This window comes from Streptomyces pyxinicus, assembly GCF_024753135.1.
GTDB lineage: Bacteria > Actinomycetota > Actinomycetes > Streptomycetales > Streptomycetaceae > Streptomyces > Streptomyces pyxinicus.
On sequence record NZ_JANUGP010000041.1, the window covers coordinates 26,429 to 52,163 of the forward strand.

19 protein-coding genes are annotated in these 25,735 nt (G+C 70.5%); 10 read left to right on the forward strand and 9 right to left on the reverse strand.

The window, feature by feature from the left end:
- Positions 1-106: 106 nt before the first annotated feature.
- Complete coding sequence (locus NX794_RS32865) at positions 107-1,054, forward strand: bifunctional riboflavin kinase/FAD synthetase (RefSeq protein WP_258783326.1); 948 nt, start codon at positions 107-109, stop codon at positions 1,052-1,054.
- Between the two features lie 79 nt (positions 1,055-1,133).
- Here the strand turns inward: NX794_RS32865 and NX794_RS32870 are convergent, their stop codons facing one another.
- From NX794_RS32870 to eccE, 3 genes are all read right to left on the reverse strand, one after another.
- Complete coding sequence (locus NX794_RS32870) at positions 1,134-4,349, reverse strand: SCO5717 family growth-regulating ATPase (protein ID WP_258783327.1); 3,216 nt, start codon at positions 4,347-4,349, stop codon at positions 1,134-1,136.
- Positions 4,350-4,683: 334 nt separating this feature from the next.
- The gene (locus tag NX794_RS32875) at positions 4,684-5,499 is read right to left on the reverse strand and encodes a hypothetical protein (protein ID WP_258783328.1); all 816 of its coding nucleotides are present in this window, start codon (positions 5,497-5,499) and stop codon (positions 4,684-4,686) included.
- Positions 5,496-6,833, reverse strand: a complete 1,338-nt coding sequence (gene eccE / locus NX794_RS32880; protein WP_258783329.1) for a type VII secretion protein EccE — start codon at positions 6,831-6,833, stop codon at positions 5,496-5,498. Before eccE ends, NX794_RS32875 begins: the two co-directional genes overlap by 4 nt.
- Before the next feature lie 198 nt (positions 6,834-7,031).
- On the opposite strand from eccE, the gene eccB reads away from it, so the two are divergent.
- Together eccB and mycP are read left to right on the forward strand one after the other, a co-directional pair.
- On the forward strand, positions 7,032-8,561 hold the full coding sequence (gene eccB / locus NX794_RS32885; protein WP_258783330.1) for a type VII secretion protein EccB: 1,530 nt from the start codon (positions 7,032-7,034) through the stop codon (positions 8,559-8,561).
- A 14-nt stretch (positions 8,562-8,575) separates the two neighbouring features.
- Entirely contained in the window at positions 8,576-9,817 is a 1,242-nt protein-coding gene (gene mycP / locus NX794_RS32890) for a type VII secretion-associated serine protease mycosin (protein ID WP_258783331.1), read from the forward strand.
- Positions 9,818-9,826: 9 nt separating this feature from the next.
- On the opposite strand, the gene NX794_RS32895 is transcribed toward mycP, so the two are convergent.
- The 3 genes from NX794_RS32895 to NX794_RS32905 form a co-directional block, all read right to left on the reverse strand.
- Positions 9,827-10,450 carry a hypothetical protein gene (locus NX794_RS32895; protein ID WP_258783332.1) on the reverse strand — a complete coding sequence of 208 codons (624 nt, stop codon included), beginning with the start codon at positions 10,448-10,450 and terminating at the stop codon, positions 9,827-9,829.
- Between the two features lie 4 nt (positions 10,451-10,454).
- Positions 10,455-12,782, reverse strand: coding sequence for a DUF6571 family protein (locus tag NX794_RS32900; RefSeq protein ID WP_258783333.1), 2,328 nt, complete (start codon positions 12,780-12,782; stop codon positions 10,455-10,457).
- Between the two features lie 81 nt (positions 12,783-12,863).
- Positions 12,864-13,382, reverse strand: a complete 519-nt coding sequence (locus NX794_RS32905) for a hypothetical protein (RefSeq protein ID WP_258783334.1) — start codon at positions 13,380-13,382, stop codon at positions 12,864-12,866.
- 495 nt (positions 13,383-13,877) lie between these two features.
- Here NX794_RS32905 and NX794_RS32910 point away from each other — a divergent pair, with 495 nt between their 5' ends.
- The 5 genes from NX794_RS32910 to NX794_RS32930 all read left to right on the forward strand — a co-directional run bounded on the left by NX794_RS32910 (position 13,878) and on the right by NX794_RS32930 (position 18,190).
- On the forward strand, positions 13,878-14,321 hold the full coding sequence (locus NX794_RS32910; RefSeq protein WP_258783335.1) for a DUF2563 family protein: 444 nt from the start codon (positions 13,878-13,880) through the stop codon (positions 14,319-14,321).
- Entirely contained in the window at positions 14,321-16,099 is a 1,779-nt protein-coding gene (locus tag NX794_RS32915) for a WXG100 family type VII secretion target (RefSeq protein WP_258783336.1), read from the forward strand. The genes NX794_RS32910 and NX794_RS32915 overlap by 1 nt, the downstream gene beginning before the upstream one ends.
- A gap of 88 nt (positions 16,100-16,187) precedes the next feature.
- Positions 16,188-17,396: a S8 family serine peptidase gene (locus NX794_RS32920; RefSeq protein ID WP_428986007.1), complete on the forward strand. Its 1,209-nt coding sequence runs from the start codon at positions 16,188-16,190 to the stop codon at positions 17,394-17,396.
- 112 nt (positions 17,397-17,508) lie between these two features.
- A complete protein-coding gene (locus NX794_RS32925) occupies positions 17,509-17,850 on the forward strand; it encodes a WXG100 family type VII secretion target (RefSeq protein WP_258783338.1) in 342 nt (113 codons plus the stop codon).
- Between the two features lie 37 nt (positions 17,851-17,887).
- Entirely contained in the window at positions 17,888-18,190 is a 303-nt protein-coding gene (locus tag NX794_RS32930) for a WXG100 family type VII secretion target (RefSeq protein WP_258783339.1), read from the forward strand.
- A gap of 182 nt (positions 18,191-18,372) precedes the next feature.
- Here NX794_RS32930 and NX794_RS32935 read toward each other — a convergent pair whose 3' ends face one another.
- From NX794_RS32935 to eccCa, 3 genes are all read right to left on the reverse strand, one after another.
- On the reverse strand, positions 18,373-18,858 hold the full coding sequence (locus NX794_RS32935) for a hypothetical protein (RefSeq protein ID WP_258783340.1): 486 nt from the start codon (positions 18,856-18,858) through the stop codon (positions 18,373-18,375).
- Between the two features lie 130 nt (positions 18,859-18,988).
- The gene (locus NX794_RS32940; protein WP_258783341.1) at positions 18,989-19,678 is read right to left on the reverse strand and encodes a hypothetical protein; all 690 of its coding nucleotides are present in this window, start codon (positions 19,676-19,678) and stop codon (positions 18,989-18,991) included.
- Positions 19,678-23,643, reverse strand: coding sequence for a type VII secretion protein EccCa (eccCa, locus tag NX794_RS32945; protein WP_258783342.1), 3,966 nt, complete (start codon positions 23,641-23,643; stop codon positions 19,678-19,680). The genes NX794_RS32940 and eccCa overlap by 1 nt, the downstream gene beginning before the upstream one ends.
- 172 nt (positions 23,644-23,815) lie before the next feature.
- On the opposite strand from eccCa, the gene NX794_RS32950 reads away from it, so the two are divergent.
- Together NX794_RS32950 and eccD are read left to right on the forward strand one after the other, a co-directional pair.
- Positions 23,816-23,959: a hypothetical protein gene (locus NX794_RS32950; protein WP_258783343.1), complete on the forward strand. Its 144-nt coding sequence runs from the start codon at positions 23,816-23,818 to the stop codon at positions 23,957-23,959.
- 19 nt (positions 23,960-23,978) lie between these two features.
- Positions 23,979-25,481: a type VII secretion integral membrane protein EccD gene (eccD, locus tag NX794_RS32955; protein ID WP_309506056.1), complete on the forward strand. Its 1,503-nt coding sequence runs from the start codon at positions 23,979-23,981 to the stop codon at positions 25,479-25,481.
- The last annotated feature ends 254 nt before the right edge of the window (positions 25,482-25,735 follow it).

Consider the following 25,735-nt stretch of genomic DNA (forward strand, 5'->3'; position numbering starts at 1 on the left):
GTCACAGCCACCATGCCGATGCCGGTCCGCGGCGCCCGGCATGGCACCCTTAGACCTGCACAAGAGGTCAAGGTAGACACGGACACGGGTTCGAGGAGCGGTCACAGTGCAGCGCTGGCGTGGCTTGGAGGACATCCCCCAGGACTGGGGGCGCAGCGTCGTCACCATCGGTTCCTACGACGGCGTCCACCGAGGCCACCAGCTCATCATCCGGCATGCCGTGGACCGCGCCCGTGAGCTGGGCGTCCCGGCCGTCGTCGTCACCTTCGACCCGCACCCCAGCGAGGTCGTCCGCCCCGGCAGCCACCCCCCGCTGCTCGCCCCGCACCACCGCCGCGCCGAGCTGATGGCCGGCCTCGGCGTGGACGCGGTGCTGATCCTCCCCTTCACCACCGAGTTCTCCAAGCTGTCGCCCGCCGACTTCGTGGTGAAGGTCCTGGTCGATAAGCTGCACGCCAAGGCGGTCGTGGAGGGCCCGAACTTCCGCTTCGGCCACAAGGCCGCCGGCAACGTCGAGTTCCTCACCGAGCAGGGCAAGGTCTACGACTTCGAGGTCGACGTCGTGGACCTCTACGTCACCGGCGAGGCGGGCGGCGGCGAGCCGTTCTCCTCCACCCTGACCCGCCGCCTGGTCGCCGAGGGCGACGTCGCCGGCGCCCGCGAGATCCTGGGCCGCCCGCACCGCGTCGAGGGCGTCGTCGTACGCGGCGCCCAGCGCGGCCGCGAGCTGGGCTTCCCGACCGCCAACGTCGAGACGCTGCCGCACACCGCGATCCCGGCCGACGGCGTCTACGCCGGCTATCTGCACGCGCAGGGCGAGATCATGCCGGCCGCGATCTCCGTCGGCACCAACCCGCAGTTCGACGGCACCGAGCGCACGGTGGAGGCGTACGCCATCGACCGCGTCGGCCTCGACCTGTACGGCCTGCACGTCGCCGTCGACTTCCTCGCCTACGTGCGCGGCCAGGCCAGGTTCGACACCCTGGACGCCCTGCTGGAGCAGATGGCCGACGACGTGCAGCGCTGCCGGGAACTGGTGGCCGCGGAGGCGTAGCGCTCCGCGCCGGGGACGGAAACGGACGAGGGCGGCCGGTGCTTCACGCACCGGCCGCCCTTCGTTCGTCGTCTCCCGCCTACTGCTGCGGCGGGGGCTGCTGCGGCGGGTAGGGCTGCTGGCCCTGGGGATACGGCTGCTGTCCCTGCGGGTGACCGGGCTGGTGCGGGTAGGGCTGTTGCTGCGGCGGGTACGGCTGCTGCGGCTGGGGCTGGTGTGGCTGCTGCTGCGGGTACGGCTGGCCGGCGGGCGGCTGACCGTAAGGCGCCTGACCGGCCGGGGGCTGGCCGTACGGGGCCTGACCGGCGGGCGGCTGGCCGTACAGCGGTTGCTGTCCCGGGGGCAGCGGCTGACCCGGCATCGGGGGCGCGGCCACCGGAGGCGGGTTGCCGTCGCTCGTCCACAGCCCGTGCGCCTGCTGGTGCCGTACGAAGTCCTCGGCGACCAAGGCGGCGAGGTTGAAGTACGCCTCCCGGGTCCGGGGCCGCATCATGTCGAGGTCGACCTCGGCGCCGGCGGCGAGATGCTCGTCGAAGGGCACGACCACCACGCCCCGGGTCCGCGTCTCGAAGTGGGAGACGATGTCCTCCACCTTGATCATCTTGCCGGTCTCGCGGACCCCGGAGATGACGGTCAGCGAACGGGAGACCAGGTCGGCGTACCCGTGCGCGGACAGCCAGTCCAGCGTGGTGCTCGCACTGCTCGCGCCGTCCACGGAGGGCGTCGAGATGATGATGAGCTGGTCGGCGAGGTCGAGTACACCGCGCATGGCGCTGTAGAGCAGACCGGTACCGGAGTCGGTGAGGATGACCGGGTACTGGCGGCCGAGCACGTCTATCGCGCGCCGGTAGTCCTCGTCGTTGAACGTCGTGGAGACGGCCGGGTCCACGTCGTTGGCGATGATCTCCAGTCCGGAAGGCGCCTGCGAGGTGAACCGCCGGATGTCCATGTACGAGTGCAGATGCGGGATCGCCTGGACCAGGTCGCGGATGGTGGCCCCGGTCTCCCGGCGCACCCGCCGCCCGAGCGTGCCGGCGTCCGGGTTGGCGTCGATGGCGAGGATCTTGTCCTGCCGCTCGGTGGCGAGGGTCGAGCCGAGCGCGGTGGTCGTGGTCGTCTTGCCGACACCGCCCTTGAGGCTGATGACCGCGATCCGGTAGCAGGACAGCACCGGCGTACGGATCAGCTCCAGTTTCCGCTGCCGCTCGGCCTCCTCCTTCCGGCCACCGAGCTTGAACCGCGACGAGGCCGCCGTGGGCCGCGAACTCTTCGCCTTCTGCCGCTTGTTGTTGAGCAGCCGGTCCGCGGACAGCTCCACGGCCGCCGTGTAACCGAGCGGCGCGGCACCGGGGTTGGTGGGCTGCCGCTGGTCGTGCTGGATCGGCTGCGGCCAGGCGGCCCCGGACCGCGGGTCGACGACACCGTGCGGCACCGGGCCCTGCGGCCCCGTGGCGTTGGGGGGTGGGGTGTGAGGAGGCGTGGTGCTGGAGGGCGTGGCGCTGGGGGGCGCCTGGGGGAAGCCGTAACCGCCGTCCTGCGCGGGCGGGTTGGGGTTCCCGGCCGGCTGCGGGAAGCCGTAACCGGTGGGTGGGGTGGGGCCGTTGGGGGTCTGCGGGGCGAAACCGGGGCCGCCCGACTGGGGCTGGGGCTGGGGCTGGGGCTGCGGCTGAGTACCGGGGGCCTGCTGCGGGGGCGGGGGCGGGAAGCCGTATCCGCTCGGCTGGGGCCCCGGGGCGGGGAAGCCCGGCTGCGGCTGGGCGCCGGGGTGACCGGGGTACGCCTGCGGGTTCGGCTGCTGGGCTCCGGGCTGGCCGGGGGCCGGCGGCTGGGTGCCCTGGGCCCACGCGGCGGGCGCCGGCTGCGGTGCCTGCGGCTGGAACGGCGGCTGCTGACCGGGCACGCCGAACGGGCCCTGTGGCGCCGGGGGCTGTGCCTGACCGGGCATCGGGCCGGGCTGCTGCGGCACCGCCTGCTGCTGCGCGGGCCACTGCCCCGCCGACGCCGGTGCGGCGGGCTGGTAGGAGGGCGGCAGCGGCGGGACGCCGTCCTGCGGGGCGGCCGGGGGAGTCCAGGCGGGCGGCTGGGGGCCCTGGGGGGCGGGCGGAACGCCGGTCCCCGGTCCTCCACCCGGCCCGGCGGCGTGCACGGCCCCGCTCTCCGGGTCACCCGCCTCCGACGAACCGTCCGCGTCCGCTGCCGGGGCCGTCTGCTCGCCCACGGGCGCGGGGTCGTCCTCGGCCGCGTCCGTTCCGGAACCGGTGTCGTCGCCGGCCTCACCAGCGGGCGCCTCGGCACTCTCGGCACGGTCGTCCGCCGTGGCCTCGGGCCCCGACTCCCCGGCCCTCTCGACCTTCTCGACCTCTTCGGCGTCCGTCCCCTCCTCCACGGCGGCGCGCTCGGCGATCTCCCGCTTCAGTGCGACGGCGGAGAAACGCATGGTCGCCCCGCTCTCCAGGTCCCCGTTGTCCGTCTCCGGCACGACCCGCTCGGAGACGTCCGCCCCCGGCGGCTCGGCGGCCTGCGCCCGCTGGGGCTCGAAGCCCTCGGGCGCCCTCGGCACCGGGACCGGACCGCCGAACGGCGGCACGCCGGGGGCGGCCGGGGCACCGGAGGCGTCCACACCCAGTGGCTCGGTGCCCTGCGCCTGCTGGGGCTCGAAGCCGTCGGGCGCCCTCGGCACCGGGACCGGACCGCCGAACGGCGTCTCCTGCGGCGGAGTTCCCGCAGGCGGGGAAGCCGGTGCTGCGGGCGCGGAGAACGGCGGCACACCGGGGGCGGCCGGGGCACCGGAGGCGTCCGCACCCAGTGGCTCGGTGCCCTGCGCCCGCTGGGGCTCGAAGCCCTCGGGCAGCCCCGGCGCCGGGACCGGACCGCCGTACGGCGACGGAGGCGGCGGCGTGAACGGCGCCCCCTGCTCCCCGGTGAACGGCGTCCCCTGCGGCGGAGTCCCCACGGGCGGGGCCGCCGGCACGGGCGGGACCGGCCCGGGAGCCGGTGCGGGCACGGGCGCGGGGAACTGCGGAACCCCGGAGGCGGCCGGAGCACCGGGGGCGGCCGGAGTACCGGGGGCGGCGGCCGGGACCCCGGAGGTGTCCGCCCCGCCGAACCCGCCGGCCCCCGCTGCTCCACCCGCCGTACCGGCGGCGCCCGACCCGCCGGACGCGTTCTGCGTGTACCAGGCGGGCGGCGCGTAGTCGATGGTGAACTCGCCGGTGGTCTCGACGGCCTCCGCGTCGGGCTGGTCATCGCCGGGCGTGGCCCAGCCCCCGCGCGTCCCGTCCCGATCGCTGCTCACAGTTCCTCCTGGTGTGGTCGAACACCCTCGTGCCGTGCCGGGGCGACCATGTCGTGTTGTTCCGAGTCGTCCGTGGTCGTTCGGGCAGTCCCGTCCGACGGCTCTCCTCCGGGACGTGGGCACCCGGCCCACAGATCCTGTCCTCGGGGCCTGTCCTCGGGTCCTGTCATCCCGCCCGCTCCCAGCCTAATCACCACGAGCCGCACCTCGGCAGGCCCGCCCGCACTCAACGGCGCCCGGCCCACCCCGAGTCGGCCCGGCACTTCGACCATGACCGGAGGAACCGGGCGCAAACCATCAGCGCCCCGCGAACGGAGGCGAACAGGGCGGAGCGTCAGTCCATGCGCCGCGGTGTGCCCAGCAGACCGACCTCGGCGTCGGTGGGCTGGGTCAGCACGTACTGCCGGTCCCGGTCCGTGCACCACAGGGTGACCCCGTCGGGCAGCGCGGGCAGCGACTCCACCTCGGTCCGGGACAGCCCCATGGTGCGGCCCAGTTCGGCCGCCTCGTCCGGCGAGACCCGCTGGATACCCGCGAGCCGTGCCTGTCTCAGCAGCCGGGGCGCCACCGGGCTGAGATACGGCAGCAGCGTGAGCACCGACTGCCAGGGCCCGGCGACCGTTCTGCCCCGAGGGGGCCGCATACCGCAGTCCCGGACCACCAGCACGGGCGTACCCGCGGAGGCGCCTTGCGGGGGCACCCGCCCGACGTCGTACACGGACAGGCCGTTCTGCCCGCCGCCCATGGCGTGGACCATCTGCATCCATGCCTGCGGCCGGCCGGTCTCCACCGCCACCCGGGCACCGGTGGCCGCCGAGCGCAGCGCCAGCACCTGCGCCGTCCACAGGCCGCCGATCAGCACGACGTCGTACGGCGTGGGCCGGTTGATGCCCAGGACGGCCGGCTGGCCCTCGGCGTCGACGCCGGCCACCACGCCGTCGTCCCCGATCGGCAGGGCCAGCGCGTCCAGTTGCCGCACCGGCACGCCGTGCCGTCCGTGCCGGGGCCCGATCAGGCCGAGGCCGTGCAGCAGCCGCCCGCCCGCCCGCCGGAGGCCGGAGGGTTCCGGCGGCCGTGGGCCGCCCGGCGCCGCGGAAGTCGTCGGAGAAGTCGTCGGAGAAGTCGTCGGAGAAGTGGTCGGAATCGTCATCGGGCACCTCCGAGGGGCAGGGTGGCCAGCATGCCCGGCAGCTGTTCACGGTCGAGCCGGGCGAGGCTCGCGCCGGCCTGGCCGGCCGCCGTCTCCAGGGCGCGCCGCGCGGCCACGAGTTCGTCGTCGCTGCGCCCGGTCACCCGCAGGTGTCCGCACAGCGCGACCTCCTGCCGCTCGCCGCGCGCCAGGGTGAGACTGAAGGTGGTGGCGAGGGCCGGTATCGCCGTGACCCGGGCGACGAACTGGGGCAGCGACTCGCCCCGGCCGCCGCCGAGCTGCGGCCACCGCCTGACCCAGTAGGTGGTGTGCCGCCGGTTGTCGCAGCGCCAGCTGCGCCCCGACTCCTCCGTGCGCCGCTCCCGCGCCTCGCTGCGGCCCGCCTCTGCGGTGACCAGCGGGTTGGCGCAGGCCGAGGTGGCCAGCGCGGCGATCAGCTCCTCCTCGTCGAGCAACCGCGCGCGGAACCCGGCGCCGGTCAGCCGGCTCGCCAGATGGTCGGCGGACCGCACGACGCACTTCTGCGCCCCGGTCAGTCCGCCCCCGCGCGCGGCGACGGCCTCGGCGCACAGCTCGGGGTCGAGCTTGAGCGCGATCCAGGTGATGCGCACCGCCGGCGCGCCCGTCTGCTCCTGGAGCGGCAGGTAGTTGGCGACGGCCACGGACTGCTGGGGCAGGTGCAGGGCCGGCGCGGGCTGTGTGTGCAGCACGACCTGAGCCGACTCCAGCCGGATCCCGTCCACCTCCAGGGCGTCCCGCACCAGCCCGAGCGGCAGCGGCTGACGGCTCCGCTCGGCGCGCAGGGCGGTCGCGTCGGCCTCCACCTGGAGGACGGCCGTCAGGAAGGTGCCGTCCCCGACGACACCGACCGGCCGCCGGTCCCGCGCGGCGTACGAGTACGTGCGCAGGGCGGGCTCGCACTCCACCGCCGGGACCAGGCCGGGCTCCGTGCCCGGCGGTATCCGGGTGCTCGCGGCCCGCTTCCGGCGCGCCCGCAACTCCCGGGCGGTGGCGATCCATTCCGGCAGGGAGCGGCCCCGCCGCCGTACGAAGGCCAGCAGGACCAGCGCCACGGCCACGACCGCCGCGGGCGCCATGGCCATCATCCCGAGGGCCCAGCCGACGAGCAGGACCGCGGCCGCCAGCTCCACCAGCGCCAGCCGTTGCAAACGGAACGAACCGGCCTGACCCGGCCGGGACCGCAGGCCGAGCGTGACCGACTGCCGCGCCGGTCCGGGGCCGCCGGAGGCCGCACCCGGGACCGGGTCCGGCCCGGCCGCGCGACCTCCCGCCGCCGACCGGCCGCGCGCTCGCGTCCGCGTACCGGAAGCCATCACTCCATCCCCCCGTTTTGCTCACAACTCACTGGAACCAGGCCACCCGACAAGGCCCTTGAGGGCCCGGGTACCCTACCCGCTCCACGAGACCCGATCCGTACCAGGCATAGTAGGGGCCGGGTCCGACAACGGAGGGCGGGGGAGCGTCGTTCCCCGGGCGCGCTCCGCGTGAGACACGGGGAGAAACGGGCACAGATGGCATCTCGGCGGGACCAACTCAACGCCTACACCTTCGCGAAGCGCCGCATGCTCGCGTCGTTCGTGCAGTCGTCACCGAATGCCTCGGACGAGGGTGCGCCCCGGCCGCTGCGTGCCGTCCTGCCCGGTGCGATCGCCGGCGTCGTCGTCCTCGCGGCCTTCGGGGCCTGGGGCATGTTCAAGCCGACCGCCCCGCAGGGCTGGGACCAGCCGGGCCAGAAGGTGATCATCGCCAGCAAGTCCACCACCCGCTACGTGGTGCTGAAGACGGACCACAAGACCCAGCTGCACCCCGTGCTGAACATGGCGTCCGCCAAGCTGGTCCTCGACTCCCAGAACGACGTGGACGTGGTCACCGTCGACGAGTCGATCCTCGACAACGGCAAGATCCCGCACGGCGTCACCATCGGCATCCCCTACGCCCCCGACCGCCTGCCCTCCGTCAAGGAGGCCGGCGCGGCCAAGAAGTGGGCCGTCTGCGAACGCCCCAGCGGCAGCGGCAGCACCATCCAGAAGGCCGCGTTCGTCCTGGCCGAACGGGACCAGAAGCTGACCGAGGGATCGCAGAAGCTGCACGGCGGCGAACTCCTCTACGTCACCACCCCTTCGGACGGCAAGCGGTACGTCGTCGACGCGCACGGCACGGTCTACCCGGTCGACGCCTCCGACACCCTGCTGCTCCAGACCCTGGTCGGCGCGGACCGCGAGCCGCAGCGGGTGAACAAGGCCTGGATCGACACCCTGAACCAGGGCGACCGGATCAGCATGCCCTCCGTCGAGGGCGTCCCCGGCTCCCCGGCCCACGCGCCCGGCGAACTCGGCGACGCCAACAAGGTCGGCATGATCCTGAGGGCACCGGTCAACGGCGAGGAGCAGTACTTCGTGGTGCTGCCCGGCCGGGTCGCGCCGATCTCGCGCTTCGTCGCCGAACTGCTCCTCGTCAACAGGGACCTCGTCAAGCTCGGCCAGGCCAGTCACCCGAAAGAGGTCAGCGCGGGCGCCATCACCCGGGGCAAGCCGTTCGCCGACGAGCACAAGTGGCCGACCCGGAAACCCAGCGCCGTGAACGACGCCTCCACCGCCGACGGCAGCCGCAACACCATCTGCAACGTCCTGCACCACGTCGACCCCGACAACGGCGCCATGACCCTGACGACCTGGGCGGGCGAGGACTTCCCGGCCGTCCTGCCCACCGGCTCCTCCAGCGCGTACGTCACCGCCGGCTCCGGCCAGCTCTACCGCCAGTTCCAGGGCACCGCGACCAAGGACGGCCCGGTCTTCCTGGTCACCGACACCGGCCTGCGCTACGCCCTGCAGTCCAACGACGACAGCGCCACCACCGGCGGCAAGGGCTACGGCGTCACGGCCAAGCAGCGCAAGCAACTCCAGCAGGAGGCCAAGCTCGCGCAGACCCGCCTCGGCTACGCCGGTGTGCGGCCCGCCCCCCTCCCCGCCCCCTGGTCGGAGTTCCTGCCGACGGGCCCCCGCCTGTCGACGGCGGACGCGCGCCAGCCGCAGGGTTCATGAGGAGGAGTAAGCCGATGCACGACTACTCCCCTCTCCGTCCCCGCACGCCCCTGCTCCTGACACTGGCACTCACCGCATCCCTGGCCGCGGCCCCCGCCGCCGTCGCGGACTCGGCGTCCGACCAGTGCACGTTCTCCAGCACCAACCACAAGTACAGCGGCACCCCGTGGGCCCTCCAGCGCGTCAACCTGGACGAGCTGTGGAGCCAGTCGAAGGGCAGGCACGTACGGGTGGCCGTCATCGACACGGGCGTCGACACCGCCAACCCGCAGCTGACGGACGCGGTCGACGCCTCCCTCGGCGAGAACCTGCTGCCGCCGAAGGTCAAGGGCAAGCCGATCGAGCGCGGCAACACGCACGGGACGACCGACACCGTCGGGCACGGCACCCGGGTGGCGGGCATCATCGCCGCCCGTCCGATGAAGGGCACGGGCTTCGTCGGCCTCGCCCCCGAGGCCACCATCATCCCGATCAAGCAGAACGACGCCGAGGGGCACGGCACGGCCACCACCCTCGCACAAGCGATCAGATACGCGATCGACGTCAAAGCCCAGGTCATCAACATCTCGCAGGACACGACGAACGCCGTACCGCCGGACGACGACCTCCGGAACGCCATCGACGCGGCCCTGGCCCACAAGATCGTCGTAGTCGCCTCGGCGGGCAACGACGGCCTCGGCGGCAACGACAAGAAGACCTATCCCGCCTCCTACGGCGGAGTCCTCGCCGTCGCCGCCTCGGACCGCAACAACGAACGCGCGGCCTTCTCCCAGTCGGGCGACTTCGTCGGCGTCGCCGCACCCGGCGTCGACATGATCTCGACCGTCCCCAAGGGCGGCCACTGCTCCGACAACGGGACCAGCTTCTCCGCGCCGTACGTCGCCGCGGTGGCCGCACTGATCAAGGCCAAGCATCCCGACTGGACGGCCCGCGAGGTCGTCGCCCAGATCGAGCAGACGGCGGAACGCTCGATCACCGGCCACGACAGCCGGGTGGGCTGGGGCGTGGTCGACCCGGTACGGGCCCTCACCGAGGACGACCACCCGATCGAGTCACCCCACCCCGACCCGGGCCTCACCCACGCCCAGGCCCCCACCCCCGCCAAACTGACCCTCGGCGAAACCCCCCAGGAACGCACGGCCCGCATCGCCACCTACGTGGCGATCGGCGCGGCCGTCCTGGTGGCGGCCCTGGGCGGCGGAGCAATCGCCCTCCGCGACGCCCGACGCCGCCGCCCCCTGGAGACCCGGCCATAGAACTCGCACTCAGGTTCCCACCTCGGCGACCACGTCACACTTCGCATTCTGCTGTGCGAACCGGGCGGTACTCCGGGCGAGGGACACCAGCCCGTCCCGCAGCCGCTCCGCGCCACCGCCCCCCTGCTGCTTGAGATGGACGACGACACTCAGGTGCTGCCCGTCGCCACGGGCGACGCAGGGAAGGTAGACGGCGGCGACCTTGTCCGAGGCAACAGCCTTGTCCCCAGCGTCGAACGCCTTCAACGACGACACCGACGCGAACTGCCCCACCACTTCCTCCACCCACTCCTCGGCGTGGTCGTACTGCAACATCTCGGCCGTAGCCGACAGCAGTTGTTTCCCACCCCCGTCGACAAAGCAGGACGACGAGTAACTGACATCCATGTCGTCACGACGCGGATCGGACACGGCGTCGTCGAACGAATAGGCGGACTCACCGGGCAGGACACGACGCAGCGCGACCGCCGAGCCATCCGACGCCCCCAGCGTCCGGCACACCTCGGACGCCTTGATCTCCCCCTTCTCCTCTCCGAACGGCGAAAGCCCGAAGGCGTAGAGAACACCACCGACGAGGCAGAGCAGCAATGCCGTTCCGCCGGCGATCAGGGCCTTGGTACCAGTCGAAGCCAACGTCTCAGTCTTCCGTGTCGAGTTGCCGTGGGATGCCCTCACCGTCGAGGTACTGGTGGATCAGACGGCCGGAGGTGTCGAATCCGTCCTGCGCGGAGGTGGCCACCGATGCCTCGACCATCGGGTAGCGGTGACCGGAGTTCTGGCCCGCCTTCTGAGCGGCGAGTTCCACCATCTTGTAGGTGGAGTCGGAGGTGTCCTGAAAACTTTCGCCGTTCCGGTAGATGATTTCTCCGGAGCTGTCCTTCATGGCTCCCTCGGTGATCTTGCCAATGATCTCGTCGGCGGCTGTTCCGGCCACATCGCCGATGATGGCGCCGCCGGGCCCGGTCATCGGTTCCGTGGCTAGGCCGATGCCGATACCGATGGCCGTACCGCCCCAGTTGCCGGCGTTCTCGATCGCGGCGTTGTACTCGGCGTCCTTCGCGCCGCCGTCCAGCTCACCCTGGTAGGCACGGCCGGCACCGATGAGTCCCTCGATCTCACCAGCGGTTCGGGCGACGTGGTCGGAGCTCTGCTTCAGGTTGTCGGCCTGGGAGAATGAGGGATCCTCGACGTACGCGGACGGATGCGCGAAATGATGTTGCATCAGCTGTGCGGTATAGCTGTGCTGGCCGAGGTTGACCGCGGCGTAGCCTTCGGGATTCTGACCGACCGAGTACAGGAACCTCGTGATGTCCCGCTCGTCGAGTGAGGCCGCCGTACCCGCGATGGGGAACAGCGTCTTCTCGCTGGCACCGCCCGCGTGCAGGCCCCGGTGGATGTCGGGCATGTACTCTGCAGCGATCTGGCCCATACTGTCCGACATGTAACCGTGGCCGGTAAGCCGGTCGGGCTGCTCCGATACCGAGTGGAAGATGTCCTCTACGAGCTTTGCCTGCCCCGCGTTGTGCGGAGGGGTATCCGCCGTGGGCAGTTCGCCGGCCGGATGCCCCGTCGTCGCAGCCTCCAGAGCCAGCGCCAGGTTGTTCTGACCCGTGATGATGTCGTCGCCGTGCAGGTCCGCTTCCTTGGGCCAGTCCCGCTCCTCGAAGAGGTACTGGAAGTTGGTCAGCGACACCTTGCCCTTCTTGCCGTTGCCTTCGGTGTCCCGCTCGAAGGGATTGTCCGAGTCGTCCTTGGACACGTACTGCTGGTTGAGGAAGTCGGTGGCCGCGTCGGGGCTGTTGGACAGACCCTTGAGATAGCCGGTGAGCGGGTCGTTGCCGCTGTCGTCGCCGATCCGGTTCAGCCAGGAACTCATGCCGGTGTGCTGCCAGATCGGGTTCCCGTGCGCGCCGTTGCCGGTCATCTTCCGCTCGGTGGCCATGAGCTTGGTTCCGTAGTCCTTCAGGAACTGGTCGTCGTAGTCACCGGTCCGCATCAGGTTGCTCATGACCTGGAAGCCCATGGGGCCGCCTCGGTCGCCGTAGAGCGGCTTGTCGCCGAGGTCGATCATCTTGCGCTTCCACTCGGTCATGTCGGTGGAATCGCTCTGCGTGGCGTGGGCCAGCGTCAGCCCGAGGTTCCGCTGGAGGTCGTCGAACTGGTCCAGGCGTTTGTGCCCCAGCTCGTAGTTGCCCCGGCTGGGATCGCTGATCCCGGTCCAGAACTCCAGGGTCTTCTGCGGTCCCAGGCTGGAAGCGAAGCGCTCGGCGAACAGGGGGTCGTCGGCGTACTTCTTCAGCCCGGCGTTGAGCCGGTCGAAGTCCGCCACGGACAGGTCGTCCGGGTTCTTCGCCGCGACCTTCGCCAGTTCGTCGGCCTCCTTGACCGCGTCCGCCGCGGCGTCGCGGTCCTTGTAGCCGGCGTTGGAGAAGCCCATCCTGGTCTGGTCGACGAGCGCCATGAGAACCGTCCTGGCCGTGTTGTCGCTCTCGGTGGCCTTGCCGAGGATGCCCTGGATCTCGTCGCGGAGGTCGTCGGCGTCCTTCTGGCTGTTCGCACTCTTGTTGCCGCTCGGGTCCGAGCTCCAGTCGGGCCGCGTGTTGCCCACGACCGTGAACTTGCCCTGGCCGGCGTCGACGACGGTGAGGTTCTTCTTCTGGCCGCGTGAGACCGCGTCCTTGAGCTGCTGGTGATACGACTTCAGCTCGCCCTGGGTATCGACCAGGATGTTGTGGATGGTGGTGGCCTGTGTGTGGGCATCGCCGAATTCGCCGGCCGTCTTGCCGACGAACTCCCGGGACACCTGCGCGTTCACCCCGGCCCAGTCGGCCTTGAGAGCAGCTTTGTGCAGGTCGTCCTCGGCGTCCTTCTTCAGGTCCGCGAGGTGCTTCACGAGCGTCGACCAGTCGGTGACGGCGTCGTCGAAGAGCTTGAAGTTGGCGTGGTACAGGGCGTTGAAGTCCACGGGATGTCGTCGTCCTCTGGGGTGGCGGGCAGCGGTATCGGCTGACATGAGGGGAGGCGCCGTCGGCCCCTCCCGGTGCCGCTACTCCTTCTTCTTGCCCTTGTCGTTCTCTCCGTAGATGGAGTTCTTCTCGCCCGGGGCCCCGACCCGTTCGTCGAACCCGTCGTCCAGGGCGTCGATACTGCTCATCTGCCGCTGGATGTAGTTCTCGTCGTCGGCGTGCACCTTTTTGGTGGTCTGCATGTGGTTCGAGATCTGGGCACAGGCGTCCATGAGGGACTTCAGCTGCTCTTCCCAGCGGTCCGAGACGTGCTGGAGTCCGGCACCGAGGGCGAAACCCTGCTGGGAAAGATCGCCGGCCGCCGTGTCGCTGCTGGGGGTCGCCACACGGGCCTTGTCCCACAGCTGGTCGTAGAGGTGGTGTGCGGAGCTGCCGATCTTCTCCAGGTCCTCGTGGCCCACCTTGAGGTCACCGGTCTTGCTCGGTACGACGTAGGGGCCATAGGTGCCGCCGCCAGGGTCGACGTGGTTGAGCTGCATGTGCGCCGACTGTCCTTCGGCGGCTTGCGTCTTGAGTTGTTCCCACTCGTCCCAAGCCATGAAACGGCCCCTTCCCCCGTGACTACCGCAGTGCCGTAGAGCAATGCGAGGGCCAAGCTAGCAACCCGGGTTGGGAAAAGTTTGCTCCATGTCCGCTATGGACGAACTCGCGGCTGTGAAAGTTCGACGGAGAGAGCCCGCCTGTCTCCACCCGTCACATGGGCGGACCTCTTGACGGCAAGATGCCGCGTTGCGGAGCGGGGAACTTCCTGGTTGCAAAGCTGGGACCGGGACCGCTCGACGTCGATGGAGCGATGGCGTGATGTGAACCTTCTGTGCAGATGCCGGGTCTGCTCTGTCGTTGATGGCCGCTTTGCGGCCTATGTGATGCCGATGGCTGGCCGCTCCCGAGCCTCACTGCAACTGGGCTGTTGCAGAGTTCGGTTGGCCGCGATTTACACAGTGACTACAGTGGTCAGGGATGGATCGGGGGCGGGCTGCCCGCTGCCTGGTTCGTTGAGAGCTGTACAAACGGGGAACGGGGAAGGAGTCGCAGTGAGTAACGGCGGCGGCTCGGATCTGAGGCGCGGACTTGAGGCCCTGAAGATCTTCCAGAAACGCGTGAACGACGCGCTGAAGACTTTTGACGACTCACCGGGCGCTTCGTCCAGCATCGCACAGCACGCCATCAGTCGGGCGTCGTTCAGTGGTACGGGGGTGGCATTCAGCGAGGCGGCCGACCTGCACGGCCAGTACGAACGCGTGCATGAACGCCTGACACATCTGTCCCAATCACTGGGCATGCAGATCGAGGCCCTGGGAATCGCGGTCAAGGCGGCCGATGTCGGCTTCGACAACGTCGAAGAGGGAGTGCGTCAGCGCTTCTGGGCGATTCAGTCGCAACTCGACCGGGAGTACAAGAAGGCGATGCCGCACGAGAAGCCACACCAGGCGCATCCGGCACCCGCGCCCTCGAAGTCGAACAAGGCAGGGCTCTGATGAGTGATGACAACTGGCAGCACAAGTCTGAGTACAAGCCCGGCGTGGAGGAGGCGGGTCAGCAGATCGACAGGGTCGACGCCGTCGAGGGCTTGCTGGCCTTCATGCCGTTCGGCTTCGGTAGGCACGTCAACGCCTTCGGTTCGACGGACTTCGAGAACCACGATCTGAACGACATGATCGACCTTGTCGAGCATGCCCAGCCGGAGCATCTGGAAGCGGCAGGCAAGGCTTTGTGGGATGCCCACAAGGCCATCTCCGAGGCCGCGACAGACCTGAGGACCCATCTGAAGCAGGTCGACTGGCAGGGACAGGCCGCGACCGACTTCCACACCTGGGCTGGTGGCCTGGCCGACTGGAGTGACGAACTCGCCACGTTCGCCGACAAGTCGGCCACCCAGATCTCCGCGGCGAGCATGGGCCTGGCCACAGTGAAGAAGTCCATGCCGCCTCGTGATTCCCGTCCGCACGCGGATCGGAAGCTGCCCACAGAACTGCCCAAGGCCAAGCAGGTCGACAGCAACCCGGACTACGTGGCAGCCAAACAGGCCGAGAAGCACCGGCAAGAGGCCATCAACCAGATGAACAAGCTGGCCTCGTACTACGCGGTGTCGGCCGGCAGCCTGGAGGGGGAGGAGGGGCCGAAGCCGTACCAGGCGATGCCCTCGGTGGGAGTGCCGAAGCCGTCCCTGCAGGGTAGTGACGACAGGGCATCCGGGGCGTCGGAGCGGTACGGGTCGACGCACTCGGCTCCGATCGTTGCCGGTGCGGTGAGCCATCATGTGCAGGCGGACACGACCGACGTGCGCCCCGCACACCACAACTCTCCGGTCAAAGAGGTGCACCCCCCGGTCCTCCATCCCGGCCATCAGGTCGGCACGGAAATCAACGCGACGGGGACGTTGCCTCCTCCGGTGCACACCGCACAACCCGCGCCTTCCGCGCCCACCCTTCCGGCCGCCGGCGGTGGACAGACGCCTCCGATGACCAGCGGCCCAATGGCGCCACCGATCGCGCCGACCGTCGGTCGTGCCGCGGCCAGAGGCCCTGCGGGTCGGCTCCCGATCTCGGCACAAGGCCGCACTGGAGCTTCGGGAGCCGTAGGTGGGCGAGTTCCTCAGGGATCCGAGAGCCAGACGGGGCGGGCCGCCACCGGCGGCCGGGTGCCTCAGGAGCCGATGGGGCAGGCGGCTCGCGCCACCGGTCGCAGCTCGGCCCCGACGGGGCAGTCACCCGTCCGCGGCTCCACCCCCCAGGGCGGCCGTTCACCATTGGGGCGAGGTGTCACCGGGGGAACGCCTCGGATGACCAACACGCCAGTCGGCCGTGCGGGAGCCGGACCTGTGAGTGCGGCTCGCAACGGGGTCGTAGGGGGGAAGCCGGTCACCGGTCGCACAGCAGGAACGGGGCCGAAACCTCGCGTTCCGCGCGGTACGGTCGTTGGCGCCGAGGAGCCGACCTCCTCGCAGCAGCCACGGAGCGGTCTCGGGCAGCGAGGGGTGGTCGGCGCTCAGGCGGCGAAGAGGAGTCCTCGCACCGGTCAGTCCCTGCTTCGTTCGGCCGGCAGCCCCGAGGGAGCCATCGGCACGCCGCGCAAGAACGGAGGCTTCGCGTCCGGGGATGCCGAGAGCGGCACCACAGCGGGTCTCGGACGAGGTGCTGTAGGTGAGCGCCAAGCCCCGGACGGAGGCACAGGACGCGCCGGGGGGCCGATGGAAAAGGAACAGCGTCGTTCGTCGCGGAAGAAGCGGCGTGACGGTCAGCAGAAGAGCGACTGAAAGAGCGAGGACGTACGCAGTCATGAAGCAGGGGACAAGCCGACGTGGCTCACAAGCTTGGCGTCTGACACGGCGTGGGGGGACGCGCCTGTCCGTCCTCTGCTCCTCACTGGGCGCGTTGGCCATTGTCTCCACCTCCCTGGCTCCGGGCGCTGCGGCCTTGGACATTCAGTCGAAGCAGTGGTACCTGGCTCCGATGAAAGCCGACACCATGTGGAAGACGAGCACCGGTAAGGGGATTAAGGTCGCCGTCATCGACACGGGCGTAAATCCCGCCACACCATCTTTGAGGGGGCAGGTACTCGTCGGCGAGGTGGCGAAGTCTGTGTCGTATCACGTGACCAAGGACTTCAATGGGCATGGCACGAGCATCGCCGAGCTGATCGCTGGAACGGGGACTGGCGGAGGCATCAAGGGCCTCGCTCCAGATGCGAAAATCATTCCGTATCGCGTGCAGCTCGATTCCCTGAAGGGGAAGACTGAAAAGACGAAGACCGCCACGCTCGCTGCGGATATCAGGGCTGCCGCAGACAGTGACGCGAAAATCATCAATATGTCCATTGGTGGTCCCTTGTATGATCCGGACGAGGAGAAAGCCGTCAAGTACGCGGCGTCCAAGGGTAAGTTGCTGTTCGCCTCAGTCGGTAATGAAGCGCAGACCAAGAATAATCAAATCGAGTATCCAGCCTTCTACCCTTACGTCAACGGCGTCTCCGCAGCGGACCGCTCCGGCACCGTAGCCAAGTTCGCCGAGCACGGAACCTATGTGGATCTCGCAGCCCCCGGAGTCGACGTCCCAACCTGGTGCGACAACACGTTCACCGAGTACTGCAAAGGCAAGGGGACTAGTCCCGCAACCGCCATTGTCTCCGCCTCCGCCGCCCTCATCTGGTCCGCACACCCCGACTGGACCGCCAACCAGGTGCTCCGCGTGCTGGTGGACACGGCCGGCCGCACATGGGCCAAGGGGCAACGGAGCATCTACCTGGGCTACGGCCTCGTGCGGCCACGCAAGGTTCTCGAAAACCCCAAGATCAACCCCGGCCCGGCCAACGTAGACCCGCTCGCCGCCGACAACTACACCGGCGACGAAGCCACCCCCACCCCCACACCCTCGGCCTCCAAAGACGGCCCGGCGAAGGGGGCCGGTGCCACTAGTGCGCCCAGCACCGTAGCCGCGCAGGACCCCGACTCCGGCACCAGCGCCACGACTTGGGTGACCCTCGGTGCCGCAGCGGCCGTACTGGTCGTCGGAGGTGTCGGTTACGGCGTGCTGCGGGCGCGGCGTAGCCGCTGATCGGTCTCCCGTACACCTGCTCGCTCGCCGAGTGAGCAGCGGTCCCCGCTTGCCGGGGTGCCGAGTCCGACTCGGTGCCCGGCAAGGTCAGTCCACGAAGAAAGGCATCGCAATGGCCGCAGGCACTCAGAAGATCACCAAAGATCAGGTTGCCGGCCTGGAGAAGGAACTGCTGGGCCAGTTCGACGACATCAAGGGCCAGCTCGGGCGCCTCCAGCACATGATCGACACCCTCGAAGGACACTGGAAGGGTATCGGCGCTGGCGCGTTCAACACCAAGCAGACCGAGATCAACGAGCGCATGGTCCGGATGGGCAACATCCTGGTCAAGTTCATCGAGGCCATGAACACGACCATGAAGATCAACGACAACACCGAGGACGAGATTCGCGCCAAGGTGCAGAGCATCGACGTGGACCTGGGTGGTTCGCACTCGGCGCTCACCAACTACTGATCCCGGCCGAATCACACTTCTCAGCAACGGAGGAATCATGGGCGTTCACGACGGTGGCGTGACAGAGGTCCACTACGACCGTCTCGACGAGATGGCGACCCAGATCGGCCAGCAGGCCCAGAAGCTGGAGCAGGGCCTGGAGGCCATCAAGAGCAAGGTGCAGAGCGTCTCCAGCATGTGGGAGGGCGAGGCCCACAACACCTACGTGCAGGAGCAGGCCGCCTGGGACCGCGAGGCCCGCGGCATCCACGAGGCCCTCGTCGCCATCGGCAAGGTCGTCCATGCGGCCGGCGGTGACTACATGGGCGGCGACAAGAAGGCCGCGAGCTACTTCCAGTAGGTGGCCGGGACCATCGCACCATCGCGGTAGCGGGGTGGACACGCACGGAGGGTGTCCACCCCCAGCCTCGTCGAACGAGACGCGAAGCGCCTATGAGTTGGGAAAGCGTGCGGGGAGAGCCGCTTGAGACGCGCACCCCAGTTCAACGGCCATCGCCCTTGAAACCGAGTTGAGCACGGCCATCAGATCTGATCCCGTCGCATTGTGGGCAACCTGGCCCGGAGTGCTGTAGAGGTCCCCGTGGACGTACGGAGTCGAATCCTTTCCCTTGCCGGCTTCTCGGGTTGAGCACGCGAAATAGAGCGTGGCGCCGTTGCGGCCGTGTGTTTGGCGTAGACGCCGATCGGGTAGAAGGTGTTCTCTCCTTCTTGACCCGGCGAATTCTCCAGTCCGGGGTGGTCTTGCGTGGCGGAGAAGTCCACCTGGATCAATGAGTGCCCGGTCTTGTCCCCTGCCTTGAAGACATCGCACTGGTTCCGCTCGGTCACTTCGTCGTGAAGGGTGCTCGCCGCACGCTTCACCGAGAACCTGCCCGACTGCTCGGTGGCCGTGGAGCCGGGTGATTCGCTGAACTCCTCGGTGCCGCCCATACGTTGCAGGGCCTTCACCGCCGACGAGTCGAGCGTCGCCCCGCACACCTGGGAGGCCTTGAGGGTCGGCTCGTCCACCGCGTCGTCACTTGAGCTGCACGCGGAGACCCACGCGAGGAGCACTGCCGCCGCAAGTGCCGGACGCGGGGCTCCGACTCTGTTGGTCCGCTGCTTCGATGGTTCGTTTGTCCGCTGCACAGATCAACCCTTATGCGGAGTCCGGCCACGATGGCGACATCGGCAGGTCCGCCTCCGAAGCGCAGCCGGCCTTTTGCGCCACCAGCCGGGAGACGGAATTGAGCACCGTTATACGGTCCCGGGCCGCACTGTCGCCCCGTATTTTGCCGGCGGGTGAGAAGAGCTCCGCTTTCACATACTTCGTGTCACCGACGTATGCCCCTGCGGACGGCGCCTTCGTGGAACACCGGAAGAACAGATCAGCTCCGCTGGTACCCACCCGTGCATAGACACCCACGGGAAAGCTGACACCCTCGACTGCCGATTCCTCGGCGGAAGCGGTCGGATAGGTGCGGGACGCCGAGAAGCGGATCTCGAGAAGCGGGTCCCCGCTGTCGTCCCCGCTCTTGTACACCCAGCACGCCTCTCGCTTGCTGTACTCGTCGTGCAGGTGACCGACGACGTTCTGCACGGAGAACGTGCCGGATCCGCCCGCCTCGTTCGCTCCGCCGGACCCGTCGAAGCGATCCGCGTCGGCCAAGCGTCGCAGTGCCTTCGAGGCAGCGGAGTCGAGTGCTCCGCCGCATACCTTGCTCGCGTCGACACCGCTGCTCGGGGCTGCCGCGGTGTCCTTCGAGGAGCCACCGCCGCAGCCGCCGGCAAGGAGCGCGGCGGCTACGACGGCCAAGGCGCCCGGCGCGGTGAAACGGTGCACGAGCATCAGTACTCCACCTCCACCAACCCCGTCTGAACCAACGGCTTCCCCCGCTTCCGCGACACGAAGACGCCCCGCCCCGCCGGCATCGGCCGGGGCCGGACGCCGCCGAGGATGTCGCCCTCGGCCGGGTCGCCGGTGAGGACGATGCCCTGGGCGCCGAGTTCCTTCATGCGCTGCATGAACGGCTCGTAGGCGGCGCGGCCGGCGCCCGCGGAGGAGCGGGCGATGATGAAGCGGACGCCGACGTCGCGGGCGAAGGGCAGCATCTCGGTGAGGCCGCCCAGGGGGTTGCCGCTGGAGGTGGACACCAGGTCGTAGTCGTCGATGACGACGAACACCTGCGGGCCGCGCCACCAGCTCCGGTCCCGGAGTTGCTGCGGGGTGACGTCGGCCGTGGGCGTGCGGCGCTGCATGAGGTCGGCCAGGGCGACCATGTGGTGGTCCATCTGGCTGGACATCGGGATGTACTCGGCCAGGTGGGACGCCGGAGTGACGTCCAGCAGCGAGCGCCGGTTGTCCACGACGAAGAACTTCGCCTCGTCGCCGCCGTACCGCAGGGTCAGCTGCCGGATCAGCAGGCGCAGCAGGTTCGACTTGCCGGACTCGCTCTCGCCGAAGACGAGGAAGAACGGGTCCTGTTCGAAGTCGAGGTACACCGGCTCCAGGTTCTCCTCGTCCAGCGCGAAGGAGACGCCCCGCTTCGGGAAACGGTCGCCGGGCGGCAGTTCGGTCGCCTCCAGCCGGCGCGGCAGCAGCCGTACCTTCGGGGCGCCCGGGGCCTGCCAGTGGCGGCCGACCTCGGTGGCCAGCGCGGCCGTCGCCTCGGCGAGGTCGGTGTCGGAGGTCAGGCCGTCGATCCGCGGGACCGCTGCCATGTAGTGCAGCTTCTGCGGGGACAGACCGCGGCCGGGGACGCCCGTGGGGACGTTGGCGGCCACCTTGCGGTCGATCTCGGAGTCCATGACGTCGCCCAGGCGCAGCTCCAGGCGGTTCATCAGGTGGTCCTTGAGGTTAGCGCGGACCTCCATCGAGCGGGACGCCGTGATGACCACGTGGATGCCGTAGCCGAGGCCGCGCGCCGCCATGTCCAGGACGGCCGGTTCCAGTGCCTCGTAGTCGGTGCGGAAGTTGCCCCAGCCGTCGATGACCAGGAAGACGTCACCCCAAGGCTGGTCGGTGACCGAGATCTGGCCCCGGGCGCGGCGGTTGCGGTAGTCGGCGATGGAGGCGATGCCCGAGGCGCGGAAGTACTCCTCGCGGCGGGTCAGCACGCCGTAGACCTCGGAGACCGTGCGGCGCACCCGCTCGGGGTCGAGGCGGGAGGCGACGCCGCCCACGTGCGGCAGGCCGTCCACCGCGGCCAGGCCGCCGCCACCGAAGTCGAGGCCGTAGAACTGCACCTCGTGGGGTGTGTGCGTGAGCGCGAAGGCGCAGATCAGGGAGCGCAGCAGCGTCGACTTGCCGGACTGCGGGCCGCCGATGATCTGCATATGGCCGGCCGCGCCCGAGAAGTCGAGCGTCAGGCGGTCGCGGCGCTGCTCGTACGGCTTGTCGACCAGGCCGACCGGGACGACCAGGCGTCCGGCGCCCTCGTAGTTCGGCTGGGTCAGACCGCGGCCCTGCACCGCCGCGAGGCCGGGCAGCAGCGCGTCCAGCGAGGGCGGGCTCTCCAGCGGGGGCAGCCACACCTGGTGGGCCGCCGGGCCCTGCGCCTCAAGCCGGCGCACGATCACGTCCAGGACCGTGTCGGCCAGCGCCTCGTCGACCTCGGGGGAGGACTGGGTGCGCTGCCGGGGGATGGCCGTGTACTGGACCGGCACCTCGGTGGCCGTGAAGAGCACCGGCCGCCGGTCCACCGGCAGGGGCCCGCCGCCCAGGGCCGCGCGGTGCGGGCCGGAGCGGTGGACGCCGGAGACGTAGGCCGCCTTGAAGCGCAGCATCTCGTCCGTGCCGAACTTCAGGAAGCCGGAACCGGGGACGTTCGGGAGTTCGTAGGCGTCGGGGACACCGAGCGCGGCCCGGGACTCCGCCGCCGAGAAGGTCCGCAGGCCGATGCGGTACGACAGATACGTCTCCAGGCCGCGCAGCCGGCCCTCCTCCAGGCGCTGTGAGGCCAGCAGCAGGTGCACGCCGAGCGAGCGGCCGATCCGGCCGATCTGCACGAACATCTCGATGAAATCGGGCTTGGCCGTCAGCAGTTCGCTGAACTCGTCGATGACGAGGACGAGGGAGGGGATCGGCTGGAGCGGGGCGCCGGCCGCGCGGGCCTTCTCGTAGTCGTGGATGTTGGCGTAGTTGCCGGCGTCGCGGAGCATCTCCTGGCGGCGGTTCAGCTCGCCGCGGATCGAGTCGCCCATGCGGTCGACCAGGGTGAGGTCGTCGGCCAGGTTGGTGATGACGGCCGCCACGTGCGGCATCTGGGCCATGCCGGCGAAGGTGGCGCCGCCCTTGAAGTCCGCGAGGACGAAGTTCAGCGTCTCGGAGGAGTGCGTGACGGCGAGGCCGAGCACCAGGGTGCGCAGCAGCTCCGACTTGCCGGAACCGGTGGCGCCGACGCACAAGCCGTGCGGGCCCATGCCCTCCTGCGCGGCCTCCTTGAGGTCCAGCATGACCGGACGGCCGTCCTCGCCGAGGCCGATCGGCACGCGCAGCCGCTCGGCGAGCGCGCGGGGCCGCCAGGTGCGCTTGGTGTCCACGGACGCCGCGTCCCCGAGCCCCAGCAGGTCGGTGAACTCCAGGTTGGCGAGCAGCGGCTGGTCGTCGTCGCCACCGGAGGCCATGCGCAGCGGGGCCAGTTGCCGGGCCAGTGCCTCGGCGGACTCGTGGGAGAGACCGTCCGGGGTGCCCTCGTAGACCTCGCCGTGCCCGGACTCCAGGCGCAGCACGCCCGGCTGGACGACGACGGACAGGTCGCCGCCCGCCGTGGTGAGTTCCCCGGGGACGACCTCGACGACCGTGACGCCCTGGAGGCCCTCGGGGTTGGCGAGCACCGAGTCCGGCAGCAGGGAGACGTCGTCCAGGACGAGCACGATGTGCGGCTCGTCCAGCAGCGGGGACGCGGCGGGGTGGAAGCGCGGCCGGCCGGTCAGCCGGGTGGCGAGCAGGTCCTCCAGCTCGCGCGGGTCGGTGCCGATCAGCCGGCGGGAGCCCGCGCCGTCCACCTCGCCGGCGAGCTGCGCGTGTGGGAGCCACTTCGCCCAGTCCCAGTGCGGCAGCGCCTCGCGGCCCGCGGCCACGGCGACGACCAGGTCCTCCGGGGAGTGCAGCGAGGCCAGCGAGCCGACCAGGGCGCGGGCCGAGGACCGTACGGAGTGCGGCTCGCCGCTCACGGTGACGTGGGAGAAGGCGCGCAGCGACACCGCCATCGGCAGGTCGCCGACCGTGTTGTGGGTGGCGAGGAAGCGCTGCATCGCGCCCGCGGTCAGCGGCTCAAGCTGCTCGACGGGACCGGTCTCCGGGGCGATGAGCGCGGTGGCCAGCGGCTGCGGGCCCAGGCCGACGCGTACGTGCGCGAAGTCCTCGTCGCCGGGCCGCCGCTCCCACACCCGGCTGCCCTCGGCGACGAGCGCCCACAGCTGTTCGGGGGAGGGGTGCAGGTAGTACTGCGCGTCCCGCTGCCGATTCGCCGTCTCGACGGCCGAGGTGCGCGCCTGGGAGAGGTAGCTGAGGTAGTCGCGCCGCAGGTCGGCGAGCTGCCCCTGGGAGCCGCGGCGGAAGCGGACCACCATCGCGACGGACATGGCCACCGTCGAGGCGATCATGATCATGCCCATGATCTTCATGAACGGCTGCCCGTTCGTGAAGAAGAACACCACCGAGCCGCCCATGCCCAGCGTGGGCAGCAGCTGCATCAGCACGCTCTCCTGCGCCCCGCGCGGCAGTTCCGGCGGCGGCTGGACCGCGATCTCCTCCGTGGGCACCTCGGACGGCAGCGCCCGTGGCGGGCGCTTGACGACGATCTGGCTCACTGCTCACCAATTCCCTTGCCCGACCCAGGCTTTCCACCCACCGCCCCGTGTCGGCGAGCGCGGGCCGCCGCGTGATCCTACTGAGTTCACCGCGCGCGGGTGAGCGGTAGGGTGCCGGATGTTCGCGTGAGCACACGCCGCGCCGGCCGGACATAGGCGGTCAACCCGCCCGATGTCGGAGCAGGAGGGCCCCGGAATTCCGGCCGCCGGCACCTTCGCGGCCGTGGCCGGCGCGAACGGGCACGAGACCTTCACGACACAGCCGTACCACCACCACCGCAACACGATCACCGAGACACAGACGCACCACCACTGAGGGGGAACAGCAGGTGAGCATGACGGCCGCCGCCACCGGCGGACCCGGGACGGGCGCGCCTTCCGGGTCCGGCAACGGACTCGGCTTCTGCCGGGTCACCATCGTCGCGCCGGACAGCCGCATCGACGTGGCACTGCCCGACGACGTCCCGGTCGCCGACCTCTACCCGGAGATCCTCCGGCTGTCGCGGCAGAGCGCCGAAGCGGGCGCCCCGGTCGGCTACCACCTGGTCCGCACCGACGGCACCGTGCTGGACAGCGCCCGCTCCTTCGCCGCGCAGCGCATCCTCGACGGCGAACTGCTCACCCTGCGCCCGTTCGCGGAATCCCTGCCCCCGGCCGTCTTCGACGACGTCGCCGAGGCCGTCGCCTCCGCCGTCACCAAACAGCACACGCTGTGGAGCGGCGACCTCACGCGCGCCGCGGGACTCGTCGGCGGTGGAGTGCTGCCGGCGCTCCTCGCGTTCGTCGCCTGGACCGCCGACCCGCGCCACGACATGCACGGCCTGGCCGGCGTCCTCGCCGCCGTCACCGGCATCCTCCTGGTGGTGCTGTCCGCGGTCCGCGCCCGCGTCTACGACGACCGCGGCTCGGCCGTCGCCCTCGGGCTCGGCGCGCTGCCGAACATCGGGGTCGCGGGCAGCGGACTGCTGCCCCTGAGCGGCGGCGAGGGCGTCGGCAGACTCCAGTTCCTGCTGGCCTGCGCGGCGGTCCTGGTCGCCGCGCTCGTCCTCGCCCTGTGCTCACCGCAGGGCGACGGGCCGTTCGTGGCCTTCGTGTTCGCCTCGGCGGTCGCGCTGGTCGTCGTCTTCGTCGCGACCCTCACCCACTGGGCCCCGGTCGAGATGGCCGGCCTGTGCGCGCCCGTCTCCGTCGGCGCCCTCGCCTTCCTGCCCGGCATGTCGATGCGCTTCGCGCGGCTGCCGATCGGCTTCGAGAACCCCAGCAACGGCGCCACCCGCTCCGCGTACGGCGTCGAGACCGCCGGCCCCGAGCCCGTGGACACCGGACGCGTCGCCGCGCAGGCCCGGCGCGGCCACGAACTCCTCGTCGGCCTGGTCGGCGGCTGCGCGCTCCTCGCCGTCGGCGCCTCGGCGGTCCTGGGCTTCTCGGACGACGTCTGGGCCCAACTGCTCGCCCTCGCCACCGGCGTGGCGATGCTGATGCGCGCCGGCCTCTTCCGCTACACCGCCCAGGTCGCCCCCGTCCTGGCCGCCGGCCTGGGCTCGCTGGTCCTGCTGGGCCTCGGCCTCGCCCTCAACCCGCCGCAGCTCATCGTCGCCGCCGCGCTGGACGGCCACCGCACCGACCTCGCGATCCGCACCGTCTGGCTGATCGCGGCCATCGCCGCCGCGAGCGCCCTGGTGACGGCGCTCGGCCTGATCCTGCCCCGCGGCGGACCGACCCCGTTCTGGGGCCGCTTCCTGGAGATCAGCGAGGGCTTCGTCCTGCTGACCCTGATCCCGCTCACCCTCGCCGTCTTCGACGTGTACGCGACCGCGCGCTCGATGACGAGCAAGTAGACCGCCGGTACGGCGGCGCGGTCGATGACCGGCAAATCATCGCCCTGATCACCTTGATCGCCCGTACGCCCGTACGCCCGTGCGGTCGTGCGGTCGGCGACCGGCGACCGGTGACCGAGCCGAAGCCGAAGGCCGACACCGGCCGCCGGGGGACCCACCACCCCGGCGGGCGCGCCCCGCCACCCCACCGCGCCGCCCCCCGCCACCGCCCCCCCCCCCCCCCCCCCCACCCCCCCCCAAAGACCCGCAAGCCG